The 13001-nt window shown below is 71.5% G+C and carries 8 protein-coding genes; 5 read left to right on the top strand and 3 right to left on the bottom strand.

Annotation, left to right across the window (positions count from 1 at the left end):
* Positions 1 to 18: 18 nt before the first annotated feature.
* The 3 genes from HDA40_RS08070 (at position 19) to HDA40_RS08060 (ending at position 3581) form a co-directional block, all read left to right on the top strand.
* Entirely contained in the window at positions 19 to 1326 is a 1308-nt protein-coding gene (locus HDA40_RS08070; RefSeq protein ID WP_253753531.1) for a glycoside hydrolase family protein, read from the top strand.
* A 78-nt stretch (positions 1327 to 1404) separates the two neighbouring features.
* Positions 1405 to 2673, top strand: coding sequence for an enolase C-terminal domain-like protein (locus HDA40_RS42025; RefSeq protein WP_253753529.1), 1269 nt, complete (start codon positions 1405 to 1407; stop codon positions 2671 to 2673).
* A 65-nt stretch (positions 2674 to 2738) separates the two neighbouring features.
* Entirely contained in the window at positions 2739 to 3581 is an 843-nt protein-coding gene (locus tag HDA40_RS08060; RefSeq protein WP_253753527.1) for an LLM class F420-dependent oxidoreductase, read from the top strand.
* A 14-nt stretch (positions 3582 to 3595) separates the two neighbouring features.
* On the opposite strand, the gene HDA40_RS08055 is transcribed toward HDA40_RS08060, so the two are convergent.
* Together HDA40_RS08055 and HDA40_RS08050 are read right to left on the bottom strand one after the other, a co-directional pair.
* A complete protein-coding gene (locus HDA40_RS08055) occupies positions 3596 to 4345 on the bottom strand; it encodes a ThuA domain-containing protein (protein ID WP_253753525.1) in 750 nt (249 codons plus the stop codon).
* Positions 4342 to 5136 (bottom strand): alpha/beta hydrolase, encoded by a 795-nt coding sequence (locus HDA40_RS08050; protein WP_253753523.1) that lies wholly within the window; start codon positions 5134 to 5136, stop codon positions 4342 to 4344. Before HDA40_RS08050 ends, HDA40_RS08055 begins: the two co-directional genes overlap by 4 nt.
* Before the next feature lie 65 nt (positions 5137 to 5201).
* Between HDA40_RS08050 and HDA40_RS08045 the strand changes: the two genes are divergently transcribed.
* Both HDA40_RS08045 and HDA40_RS08040 read left to right on the top strand, forming a co-directional pair.
* Positions 5202 to 6380, top strand: a complete 1179-nt coding sequence (locus HDA40_RS08045; RefSeq protein WP_253753521.1) for a GntR family transcriptional regulator — start codon at positions 5202 to 5204, stop codon at positions 6378 to 6380.
* Between the two features lie 59 nt (positions 6381 to 6439).
* Positions 6440 to 9511: an alpha-mannosidase gene (locus tag HDA40_RS08040; protein ID WP_253753518.1), complete on the top strand. Its 3072-nt coding sequence runs from the start codon at positions 6440 to 6442 to the stop codon at positions 9509 to 9511.
* Positions 9512 to 9553: 42 nt separating this feature from the next.
* Here the strand turns inward: HDA40_RS08040 and HDA40_RS08035 are convergent, their stop codons facing one another.
* Positions 9554 to 12937, bottom strand: coding sequence for a S8 family peptidase (locus tag HDA40_RS08035; protein ID WP_253753516.1), 3384 nt, complete (start codon positions 12935 to 12937; stop codon positions 9554 to 9556).
* Between the last annotated feature and the right edge of the window lie 64 nt (positions 12938 to 13001).

The following is a 13001-nucleotide window of genomic DNA, read 5'->3' as shown; positions in this document are numbered from 1 at the left end:
ACCCGAAGGAGCGAAAGCATGGCCCCTCAATCGCCGTCCAGACCGCGGCGCTCGCGCCTACGGCGAGCAGCTCTGGCCACCGCGACGGCGCTGATCGCCGTCAGCGGCCTTGCCGCCCGCCCTGCGGCAGCGGACACCACACTGCCCACCCTCGCGTACGCCGGTGAGGTGACCGTCGCCGAAGAGTTGTCGTACAACCCGACCGGCGAGTTCATCTTCCCCAGCATCCTGCACGCCTCGGAGTACTTCGTCGCCCCGCTGGCCGAGTGGTACCTGTACTACGCGCCGCACGAGAACCCCGGCGGCATCTCGCTCATGTACGCCGACTCCCTCGACGGCCCGTGGACCGAGTACGCCGCGAACCCGCTGATCGCCAACGTCTGGTCGCCCTATTACAGCGTCAACCACGTGTCGAGCCCGGACGCGATCTGGAACCAGGAAGCGGGCGAGCTGTTCCTCTACTACCACGGCGGCAACGACCAGACCCGGTACGCGACGTCGACCGACGGCATCACGTTCAGCTACGGCGGGACCGCCGTCGACAACGCCATGGGCGGCACGACCACCACCGAGACGTCCTACGCGCGCGTCTTCCGGCACCCCGATCCGGCGTCGGCGTACCACTACGGGATGTTCTACATGGAGAACACCACGGCGAACAGCCGCCGCATCCGGGTCGCCGAGTCGGTGGACGGGCGTACCTGGACGGTCCGGCCCACCCCGATCGTCACTCCCGGATCGCTGGACGCCGGGAACGTCTCGGCGGCGAACCTGTGGGAGTTCGACGGGCAGCTCTACATCGTGTACCACGCCTCGTCGAAGAAGATCTTCGCCCGCACGATCGATCCCACCCTGACGACGGTCGGCGCCCCGGTCGTGCTGTACCAGGCCAGCGGCGTCGGCGACGACGTCGGCCGGGTGGCCTCGCCCGAACTGGTCACCGACAACGGCACGCTGTACCAGTTCTACGAGGCGGGTGACCGGCTCAACGCCACCGTCGCGTACGCCAAGGCGACCCTCGCGCCGCCCGCGTACGCCCTCGACGTGGACGCCGTCGCGACCACCGGATGCACCTCGGCGGGACTCGCCACGATCACCGTGGCGGCGACCAACGGCTCCACCGCGCCGACCGACGTACGCCTCACCACGGCGATCGGCGAACGCAAGGTCACCGGCCTCGCCGCGGGTGCGACGTTCGCGCCGACCCTCACCTCGACCGGGGCGTCCCTGGCCGCCGGAACCGTCACCGTCAAGGCGTTCGCCCGGGTCGACGGCGTCGCGTACGAGGACACCTGGTCGGTTCCGTACGGCGGCATAAGCTGCTGAACTGCCACCGCCGGCACCGTCCTCGCCTCGGCCAGGGCGGTGCCGGCGTACTGACGAGTCCCCGAGCAGGAGCCAACCGTGACCGTGCCCGCTGAACCAGCATTCGCCCAGCCCTGGCCGGCGCCCGACGGCGTACGCATCACCGGGGTGCGGGCGATCGTCACCGCGCCGGAGGGCATCCCGCTCGTGGTGGTCCGCGTCGACACCTCCGACGACGGGCTGTTCGGGCTCGGCTGCGCCACGTTCACCCAACGCTGGCGATCGGTCGTCGCCTTCGTGGAGGAGCACCTCGCCCGGCTGGTCGTCGGCCGCTATCCGGGCGACATCGAGGATCTGACGCGGCTCGCACGGTTCTCCGCGTACTGGCGAGACGGGCCGGTCGGCAACAACGCGATCTCCGGACTGGACCAGGCGCTCTGGGACATCGCCGGCAAACGGGCGGGCCGTCCCGTGCACGAACTCCTCGGCGGCAAGGTACGCGCCGCCGCCGACACCTACATCCATGCCGCCGGCCGCGACATCGACAGCGCGCTCGACGACGCCGAACGGTTCCTGGCCGCGGGCTGGCGGCACCTCCGGCTCCAGGTCTCGCAACCAGGGACGGGCGCCTACGGAGCGCCGCCGCTCGACCGTGACACGCTGCCCGGTGCCCCATACGCCCGGGGCTGGAACGTCGGGCACTACCTGCGTACCACCCCGCAGTTGTTCGCCGCCGCCCGCGAACGGCTCGGCGACGACGTCGAGCTGCTGCACGACGTGCACTCGCGGCTCACCCCGAAACAGGCGGTCGTGCTGGCCCGGTCCGTCGAACCGTACCGGCTGTTCTTCCTCGAGGACGTCCTGCCGCCGGAGCACTGGGACGCGCTCCCCGCCGTGCGGGCGGCGTCCCCGGTGCCGATCGCGGTCGGCGAGCTGGCCACGTCACTGAGCGATGCCACGCGGCTGGTGCTCGGCGGGGGAGTGGACCTGATCCGGTGCCACGTGTCGGCGATCGGCGGCCTGAGCCCGGCCCGCAAGCTCGCGGCAGCGGCCGAACTCGTCGGCGTGCGGACCGCGTGGCACGCGCCCGGCGACACCTCGCCCGTCGGAGCGGCGGCCAATGTCGCACTGGACGTCACCTCGGCCGCGTTCGGCATCCAGGAAGGCCACGTCTACTCCGACGCCGTGCACGAGGTGTTTCCGGGAACCCTGCGCATCGTCGACGGCTGGCTGAAGCCGAACGAGCAACCCGGCTGGGGCATCGACCTGGACGAGCAGGCCGCCGCCCGGTTCCCCGCCGGGTTGAGCGGCCACGACGCCTGGGCGGCCGGCGTCCGCGGCCTCGACGGCGGCCTCATCGCGCCCTGAGAAACTGTTCCTCAGCGCGCCATTCGAGCCGGCGGCGGGAACGACGGGCCACTAGCCTTCGACGGGTGCGCTTCGCCTTCAAGACCTCGCCGCAGGACACCACCTGGACCGACCTCCTGCGGCTGTGGCAGGCCGCCGACGACGTCGACGTGTTCGAGTCCGGGTGGACGTCGGACCACTTCCACCCCACCCACGCCGCCGACCCGCTGACCCCACGCCTGGAAGGCTGGACGACGCTGGCCGCACTCGCGCAGGCCACCCGGCGCCTGCGGCTGGGCACCCTCGTCACCGGCGTGCACTACCGGCATCCGGCCGTCCTGGCCAACATGGCCGCCGCGGTCGACATCGTCAGCGGCGGCCGCCTCGAGGTCGGCCTGGGAGCCGGCTGGAACGCCGACGAGTCCGACGCGTACGGCATCGCGATGGGCCCCGCCGCGCAGCGGAGCGACCGCCTCGAAGAGGCCTGCCGAGTGCTCATCGGGATGTTCACGCAGACCCGCTTCGACTTCGACGGCGCCTACTACCAGCTACGCGGCGCGTTGTGCGAGCCCAAACCCGTCCAGCGGCCGCACCCGCCGCTGTGCGTCGGCGGCACCGGCGAGAAACGCACGCTGCGGACCGCTGCCCGCTACGCCCAGCACGCCAACTTCGACACCCCGACCCCGGCGCAGTTCACCCGCGCCCGCGCAGTGCTGCACGGGCACTGCGCTGCGCTTGGTCGCGACCCTGCCGAGATCACCGTGTCGGCCCAGGTACGCCACGACGGCGACCCGCACGCCACGGCCGCGGCCGCCGCCGCGCTCGGCGTACTCGGCGCCGACCTGGTCATCGTCTACCTGCGCCCGCCCTACACCCCAGCGGTTCTGGAACCCCTGGCCCGTGCGCTGCTCGCGGTCGGCGACCCGTAGGACAACGGCGGCTGTCAGGCGGCGCGTACCTCGCTGTCCGGGGCACCCAGCAACCACATCGCCTCGCGGCGCAGCAGCCGCCGCCGCGAGGCCGAGGCGTACGACTCGACGCCGTGGCCGAGCCCGTCGTAGATCGCCCGCGCGCCGCCACTGATCCACGCGACCGGCTGGTCGACGCCGTCGTGGTGGGTCGTCAGCAGGATCTGCGACGTCTCGGCGACGTCCAGCGCGCAGTACCGCTCGTCGTCGGCCACCACCGGGCCGAGCCCGTCGACCACCGGATGAACGGCCACCGGAGGAATGCCCGCCGAATCAACGCCTTCCGGCTGAACCCCCGCCGGGGTGAACGTCGCGACGCTCTGGGGCGGGTGCATCGAGTGCCCCGGGATCCACCGTCCACCCAGGATGGAGCGCCAGCCCGGGTTGTCGGGGAAGGTGTTCGCCGCCTGATGCAGGCCGAGAATCGCCCGGCCGCTGCGGGCGTACCGGTCGACGTCGGCATGGGCTTGCTGCCACTGCTCGTCGGTGCCGTCGAAGGCGGGATCGGGCCGGCCCCGTCCGCAGTTCACCACCAGGAGGTCGACCTCGTCCAACAAGGCGAACGCCGCCGCGAAGGTGCTGCGGATCCGGACCTCGACGCCGAGCGACTCCAGCTCGACGGCCACGGCGTACGAGGTCGCCGCATGGTCGTGCCAGGGATCCTCATACCGGCCTCGCCCAGCGAGAACGAGAACGCGCTTGTCGTACCACATGTCGAACCTCACCAACCTTGCCGACGCAGGTACGCCGCGCACGCCGTGGTCCACGCCGCGGCCGGCCGGCCCTCGGCGAGTCCCAGGCCATGGGCGCCCTGCGGATAGACGTGCAATTCGAAATCTCGATGACGCTCGGCGAGCGCTCGCGCGAGCAGCAGGCTATGGCGTACGTCCACGGAGGTGTCGTCCGACGTGTGCCAGAGGAACATGGGCGGTCCGGCCGGGCCGACGCGATGGGGCAGCGACAACTCTTCCAGCAGTTCGGGCTCCGGGTGCGGGCCGAGAAGATGGCCGTTCGCCGGCAGATGCGGGTGGTCGGTCAGGCTGGTGATCGGGTACCCGAGGACGGCCAGGGCCGGATGGGGACTGGCGCGGTCGACGTCGTCGCCGACCGTGGGCGGCGGGGCCGCGCCGGTGGCGAGAAGTCCGGCCAGATGCCCGCCGGCCGAGAAGCCGAGTACGCCGACCCGCGCCGGATCCAGGTGGAACCGCCGGGCGTGATGGCGCACGAACCGGACCGCGCGAGCGGCGTCGAGCAGCGGAATCGGATACCGGTACGGGTCGACGCGGTAGCGCAGGACGAAGGCGTGGACGCCGATTCCGGCGAGCCACCGAGCGACGGGTTCGCCTTCGCGCTCGGAGATGTGGGCGTACCGGCCGCCGGGGATGACGATCATGGCCGGACCGTCTTCCGTGTCCGCCGGGTACGCGGTCAGCGTCGGGGTGTGGCCGGGCCCGGTTCCGGTACTGCGCGGCGGATCTGTCCACAGCGGGTGGACTTCGGCTGACGCGAGGGTCATCGGCGTGCTCTCACCCCTTCGGATCTGCCGCCCGACGGTAACTTCACCGCGTTAACGTGTCAATCTTGACTCGACGCGGTGTTACCGTGTCCTGCCGACGCCCCGAGCTGAGGAGGCCCGCCCTGAGCGAGCAGCCCGAACCGCTGCTGTACCAACAGATCAAGCAGGATCTGCTGGCAGCCGTCGCCCGGGGCGACTACCGCCTCGATCAGCCGTTCATCACCCAGCGCGAGGTGTGCGAGCGCTACGGGGTCAGCACCACCACCGCCGTGCGCGCCCTCACCGACCTGGTGACCGACGGCGTCCTGCTCCGCCGGCGCGGCAAGGGAACCTATGTCGCACCTCAGCGAGAAGCCTCCCACCGAGAGGTTCTCCAGCAGGAGGTCGCGCAAGGAGTCGCCTGCATCGTCCACGGGCTGCCCGGCCCGCATGTCTCCGGCATCGTGCAGGGCGTCGAATCGGTGCTGTCCGAGCGCGGGTTCCGCATGTTCCTGGCCGACTCCGACGGGACCGCCGCCCGCGAGGCCCGCGCGCTGCGCCAGGCGATCGCGACCGGGGCGGCCGGGGTGATCCTCTATCCCGTCGACGGTGAGGCCAACACCGACCTGCTGGAGGAGGTACGCCGTAGTGGCATTCCGCTCGTGCTCGTCGACCGGTATCGCACCGATCTGGCCACCGACGCCGTGGTCACCGACGACTTCGGGCTCGGCCATCGGCTGACCGCCGAGCTGATCGCCCGTGGCCACCGTCGCATCGGCACACTGTGGAGCGAGACCCGCAGCACCAGCGTCCGCGATCGGCTCACCGGTCATCAGCAGGCGTTGCGCGAGCACGGATTGCCGATCCTCCCGGAACTGACCACGTTGTCGAGCTACTTCCCGGCACCGGAGGCGGTCCGGCGGGCCGCGCTCGCGCGGCTGTTCGACGCCGCCGAACCGCCGACGGCCCTGTTGTGCGCCAACGCGTACGTGGTGGCGGCGGTGGCCGGGGATCTGCTCAGCCTGACCGGGCGACGGCGGGTCGAACTCGCCGGACTGGACGACGCCGGCCCCTACGACATCCTGCCGCTGACCTCGGTCGCCGCCGCGCTGCCGTCGCGGGTGATGGGGGAGCGGGCCGCCGAGCTGCTGCTGGACCGGGTCGACGCCGGCGACGCGTACGCCGATCCACAGCGGATCGTGCTCACGGCCGAGATCCGGACGGCCGCCCGGCCGGTTGCCCAGCTCCAGATCTTGACACATTAACGTGTTAATCGCAGGATGACGGCGAATCGCCTACCCGCCCGCCCTCGCGAGGAGCAGCCGTGCACGACCGCGAACGTCACACCGCCGCCCGGCTCGAACGTGTTCTGGCCCAACGGATCCGTCCGGCGCTCTATCCACTGCGGCGGCCGCTGGCCGTCACCGCGTGGCACGTGCCGGGCGAGCCGGTGGCCGTTGAGCACGCCTTCGCCGCCGACTACGAACCCTTCGACCCCGGTACGCCCTGGGGCCCGCCGTGGTCGACGATGTGGCTGCATCTGACCGGTGCGGTGCCCGCCGACTGGGCCGGTCGCCACGTCGACGTGCTGGTCGATCTCGGGTTCACCGACGCCTGGCCGGGATTCCAGGCCGAAGGTCTGGCGTTCGACGCTCTCGGCGTACCAGTGAAAGGCATCGCGCCGCGCAACCACCATGTGCCCGTCGCCGCCGTCGCGGCCGGGAACGAGCCGATCGAGCTGTTCGTGGAGGCGGCGGCGAACCCGATGCCGATGCCGGGTTTTCGGGCCTGGCCGCCGAGCCCGCTCGGCGACCGGACGACAGCCGGGACCGAGCCGCTGTATCGGTTCGAAGGCGCGGACCTCGCGGTGCGCGACGAGGCGGTCTGGCATCTGATCCACGATCTGGACGTGCTGAGCCAGCTCGGCGACCAGCTGCCGCCGGGCCAGCGGCGAGCCGAGATCTGGTACGCGATCGGCCGCGCCCTGGACGCCCTCGATCTGCACGCCGTGAACGCGACCGCGCCGGCCGCCCGCGAGGTGCTGGCGCCGGTGCTGGCGCGGCCCGCCCACGCGTCCGCGCACCGGATCAGCGCGGTCGGCCATGCCCATATCGACACCGCGTGGCTGTGGCCGCTGCGGGAGACGGTCCGGAAGGCCACCCGCACGTTCGCCACGGTGACCCAGCTCGCGACCGAATATCCCGAGCTGGTCTTCGCCGCTTCGCAGGCGCAGCAGTACGCCTGGATCCGCGAGCGCAGGCCGCAGCTGTGGCAGCGGATCGCCAAGGCGGTCGCCGACGGGACCTTCGTGCCGGTCGGCGGGATGTGGGTGGAGTCCGACACCAACCTGCCCGGCGGCGAGGCACTGGCACGGCAGCTGATCCACGGCAAGCGGTTCTTCCTGGAGGCGTTCGGCGTCGAGACCCGTGAGGTGTGGCTGCCGGACTCGTTCGGCTACAGCCCGGCACTGCCGCAACTGGCCCGGCTGGCTGGCAACGACTGGTTCCTGACGCAGAAGTTGTCCTGGAACGCGGTGAACCGCATTCCACACTCGACGTTCTGGTGGGAGGGCATCGACGGCACCCGCGTGTTCACCCACATGCCGCCGGTCGACACATACAACGCCGAGCTGACGGCGGCGGAGCTCAACCGGGCGCAGACGCAGTTCGCCGACGCCGGACCGGCGACGATGTCGCTGGTGCCGTTCGGCTACGGCGACGGCGGCGGGGGTCCCAACCGCGACATGCTCGAATGCGCTCGCCGTCTGCGGGACCTCGACGGCAGCCCGGCCGTGACGATCCGGTCCCCGGCGGAGTTCTTCGCCGCCGCCCAAGCCGAGTACGCTGACGCCCCCGTCTGGGTCGGCGAGCTGTATCTCGAACTGCACCGCGCCACCTACACGACGCAGGCGAAGACGAAGGCGGGCAACCGGCGCAGCGAACATCTGCTGCGCGAGGCGGAGTTGTGGGCGGCGACCGCGGCACTGCACCGGGGATCGCCCTACCCGTACGAGCGGCTGGAGCGCGTCTGGCAGCAGGTGCTCACCCTCCAGTTCCACGACATCCTGCCGGGCAGCTCGATCGCGTGGGTCAACCGGGAGGCGCGGGAGGCGTACGAGCACCTCCAGGCCGAGCTGGAGGAGCTGATCGCCGAGGCGGCCGCGGCGTTGCGGGGGTCCGCTCCGTCAGCGTCGAACGCAGTTTTGAACGCCGCTCCGCACGCCCGGGACGAGGTGGTGGTCGGCGTCTTCGCGGACGGGCAGGCGTTGCCCGACGGCCGGCACGCCGCCTGGGCGAGCGCACCCGCCCTCGGGATCGGCATGCTCGGCGCGTACTCGGGACCGCCGGTCACGGTGGCTTCCGTCGACGGTCTGACTACTGTGGACAACGGCGTGCTGCGAGTGGTGATCGACGGCGACGGCCTGATCACGTCTGCTGTGGACGCCCGGTCCGGGCGCGACGCCATCGCCGCCGGGCAGCGCGGCAACCTGCTCCAGCTGCACCCCGACCACCCCAACAACTGGGACGCCTGGGACATCGACCCGCACTACCGCAACACGGTCACCGACCTGACGGCGGCGCAGTCGGTCGCCGTCGTCGCCGACGGGCCGCTGTTCGCCGCGGTCGAGGTCGTCCGCGTCTTCGGCGCGTCCACGATCACCCAGACCTACCGGCTCACCGCCGGTTCCCCGCGACTCGACGTCGAGACCGTCGTCGACTGGCGCGAGTCGGAGAAAGTACTCAAGGCCGCGTTCCCGCTCGGCGTACACACCGATCAGGCCACGACCGAGATCCAGTTCGGACACCTGCGGCGCCCGATCCACACCAACACGAGCTGGGACGACGCCCGGTTCGAGATCTGGGCCCACCGCTGGCTCCACGTGGGCGAGCCGTCCTACGGCGTCGCGGTCCTCAACGACGCCACGTACGGTCACGACGTCACGCGCGGCCCCGGAGCCACCACAGTCCGGCTCACACTGGTACGCGCGCCGCACAGCCCGGATCCGCAGGCCGATCAGGACGTGCACCGATTCGCGTACGCGCTGATGCCGGGGACGGGCGTCGGAGACGCCACCGTCGAGGGCTACCGGCTGAACCTGCCGCTCCGCGTGACGGCCGCGGAGTCGGCGTACCCGTCGCTGGTGACGTCCTCGCACTCGGGCGTGATCGTAGAGGCGGTCAAACTGGCCGACGACCGCAGCGGGGACGTGATCGTCCGGCTCTACGAAGCTCGCGGTGATCGGGCCGAGACCCGGCTGACGGCGGGCTTCCCGATGCGGGCGGCGACCATTGTGGATCTTCTCGAACGGCATGTCGCGGAGGTGGCCGTCGGTGACCGTGAGGCGGTCGTGGCCCTGCGTCCGTTCCAGATCCTCACGCTCCGCCTGTCGGCCTGAGTCTGGTCGGCCCGCCACTGGTGGCGTGGCGGGCCGACGAACTCAGCGGACCAGGTACGCGTGCGTGGTGGTCTGTTCGAGCCGGTTGCCGTCGGCGTCGGCGGCGGTGATCCGCAGGGAGACCGCCCCACCCGCCGGGTTGTCCACGGCTGCCAGCCAGCGGCTGCCGTCGCGGGTGAGCGGCGCGGACCGCCAGGTGCCACCGTCGTCGACCGAGTACTCCACGGTGATCTGGGTGATGTCGGGCGTTCCCGCTCCCAGCTGCCGGAACACCTCGACCGGAACGGTGTACGCGCCCGCCGCCGCGCGGTTGTACGCGTCGAGGTCGGGCCGATAGCGGACGCCGAGCAGCGGCAGCGCGACGGCCTGGTCGCCGTCCACGTGCGCCGACCGGAACGTCCACGCGGTCGTGACACTGGTGGAGATCTCCGAGGCGGGCGGCGTGACGGTGGCCTCCAGCCGGTAGGTCGACTCCGCCGGTGGCAGGGTGCGACTCAGGTAGACGAAGGGCTGCCAGTCCTGGAGCAGGACGCCGTCGCGGTACAGCCGGGCTCGTGCGGTCCTGGCCTGCACTTTGGGTTCGCCCGCGTGGTTCGGGTCGGAGTCGGCGAACATCACCACCGAGGCGGCGAACCGGTCGCCTTGCCGCATCACGCCGTTCGCCAATCCGTTGGGCTGCATCTTCGGCGCGACGAAATGCGGCCCGAAGACGCCGGAGGACCACCCCTGCCGATAGGTCCGGCCCGGTTCATAGCGGTGCCGCTGCTCGTCGTACAGCAGATAGTCGGTCGCGCCGGTCTCCCGGCTGCCCTGCATCATCATCGTGTTCCACTCGAGCCCGTCGGCCAGGTAGTACTCGGTGCGGGTGAAGGGCGCGGTGGCGATCAGGCGGTTCGTCGCGAAGACGGGTCCGAATTGGAGCAGGTCGGCCCGTCCGACGGTGGGCCGGGCCCCGTGCTCGGTCTTCACGTCGCGGGGTTCGCCGGTCACGGCGGCGTACTGGGCGTACACCGTGGCGAACTGGCGTTGGGCGGGCCGCAGCCGCAAGCCGGTGAACAACCTGTCCAGCTTCGTGTACGCCAGTTGGTATTCATACGGGCTGCCGGTGAAGTCGCCGGCCGGTCCGGGTTCGGCCAGCCGGCCCTGGACGAAGGCGACGAGGTCGCCGGAGGCTGGCGGGCCGCCGAGGTCGCCGGTGTAGAGGGGCGTGGACGCGTCGCCGGACACCGAATAGTCGAACACCGCGCCGGGACGCTCCATGTCGCGCGCCGCGTGCAGGTCCCACTGCATCAACCGGGCCGAGGCTCGCGGAGCGGTCAGCTCCACCGGTTTGGCTCGCCGGGCGTCCACCGTCAAGGAGACGTCGCGGGTCAGGTCGAGAACGGGGCGCATCAACAGGTTGGTGTCGTTCGTCCCGGCGGTGGTGCTGAACTCGGCCACCGTGTAGCGCCCCGGCGGCAACCGGAGAACCGACACGCCGGCCGATGCTCCCTCCGCACCGAAGGCGACCGCGCCACACGCCGGATCGGTGCCGCAGTCGCCGACACGGTCGACGAAGGTGACGTAGGAGCCCGGCACCGCGCCGTCCCGGCCGATGTGCCGGATCTTCAGGTCGTAGTGCTCGCTTTCCTTCTCCACCCCGACCGGCGTGCTGACCTGTACGCCGTCGGCCGAGGCGAGCAGCCGGCCCGCGTACCGGCCGACCGGCAGCACGTCCGACTTCGTGTCGGCGGTGACCGTCACCGATGTGGACCCGTGGGCGGGGATCACGACGTGGTCGGAGCCGACCGTGAACGAACCCGCCGGTGCCGGTACGCCGTCCGCGCCCGTCACCCGCAAGTCCAGGGCAAGGGTGATCGCCCCATCGCCCGTGTTGGTGTAGGTGATCGTCGTCGACAGCAGCGGATCGTCGGTGTGCGGCCAGCGGGCGACGCCGAAGCCGACGCTCGCCGGGGCAGCCGTGACGGGCAGCTTCAGCGCTGCCGCCACGTCGACCCGGCCCGCTCCCTGATCGGCGACCCGCGCGTCCGGCGTCAGGTGAGCCGAGCCCATCAGGGTCGACTTCAGCTGGCCGCCCGTCCACTGCGGATGGGCCTGAAGCAGGATCGCCGCCGCCCCGGCGACGTGGGGCGTCGCCATCGAGGTGCCGGACAGCCGCACGTACCGGTCGTCCACGACCTCCCCGGACTCCGTGCCGGCGGCGAGCGCGGCGACGATGTCCACCCCGGGAGCCGCCAGGTCCGGCTTGAGTCCACCGGTGCCGCGGACGGGGCCACGACTGGAGAACTCGGCGACGGCGTCCTGGCGGTCGACCGCGCCGACGGTCAACGCCGCCTCGGCGCTGCCGGGCGACTCCACGGTGCCGTCACTCGGGCCGGAGTTGCCGGCGGCCACGACGAACAGGGTGCCATACTGCGCCGACAGCGTGTTCACGGCCTGCTCCAGCGGATCGACGTCCGGGGTGTCGACGCCGCCGAGGCTCAGGTTCACGACGCGGGCGTGCTGCGTCACCGCCGCCCACTCCATCCCGGCCAGGATGGCATCCTCCGCGCACATGCCTTCGGCGTCGCACACCTTCGCGTCGAGCAGGCGTGCGTCGGGGGCGATGCCCCGGTATCGGCCGTTGGACGCGGCACCGGTACCGGCGATGGTCGAGGCGACATGCGTACCGTGGCCGCGGCCGTCACCAGCCGGGTCGGCGGTGAAGTTCGCCGAGGCCACCACCTTTCCCGCGAGGTCCGGGTGGCCGGCGTCGATGCCGCTGTCGACGACGGCCACGGTCACCCCGGCTCCGGTCAATCCCTGTCCCCACGCGGCCGGTGCGTTGATCTGCGCCGCGCTGCGGTCCAGGCTCACCCGCCGCAAGCCGTTGAGCCAGACCTTCCGTACGCCCGGCGCGGTCGCCGTCGTCTTCCACCAGGCGGTCGCTCCACGCTTCGGCACGGACACCGCCGTCGCGCCGATGCTGCGCAGCACCCGGCCCTGAACGCCGAAGGCCGACACCGGCTGCTCGTCCTTGGACTGCACGATGACCGGCACTTCGGCGCGACGTGAGTCGTCGTAACCGGACGCCAGCAACGTCGTCACGTCGAACAGCCGCTCGTCCAGCCGACCGGCGGCGATCAGTCCGGCGGCGTCGCCGGGGATCACCTGGAGATGGCCGGCCTTCGCGCGTACCTGGAAGGGCATGGACCTGCGCCCGGCGGCCGGGGTTATCCGGGGCTGCCGACCGGGGCCGGGAAGCTCCACCCGGTCCCCGGTCACCAGGGTCACGGTGCCGGTCCCGGCCTCCGCAGACTCCAGCACGGCGGCCGGAAGCAGGGAGCCGGCGGTGGAATCCGCCGCCACCGCGGCCACGCCGAGTCCTAACGGGATCGTCGAAGCCAGTGCGGCCAGACGTCTCCACATCAAAGGTTGCAAGATCATCGTGGCAGCCTAGGCGGGACGTTGTGAAGAACCCGCGAAGAACCGGTCAACCGTCGATGGAGTC

Source organism: Hamadaea flava, from assembly GCF_024172085.1.
Classification (GTDB): Bacteria; Actinomycetota; Actinomycetes; order Mycobacteriales; family Micromonosporaceae; genus Hamadaea; species Hamadaea flava.
Note: the sequence above shows the minus strand (reverse complement) of the source record. Positions and strands in the feature narration are given on the sequence as shown.

Coding starts and splice junctions, on each gene's coding strand:
- HDA40_RS08070 (WP_253753531.1), top strand. CDS start 19: ATGGCCCCTCAATCGCCGTCCAGACCGCGGCGCTCGCGCCTACGGCGA.
- HDA40_RS08050 (WP_253753523.1), bottom strand. CDS start 5,136: ATGACCCTCGCGTCAGCCGAAGTCCACCCGCTGTGGACAGATCCGCCG.
- HDA40_RS08035 (WP_253753516.1), bottom strand. CDS start 12,937: ATGATCTTGCAACCTTTGATGTGGAGACGTCTGGCCGCACTGGCTTCG.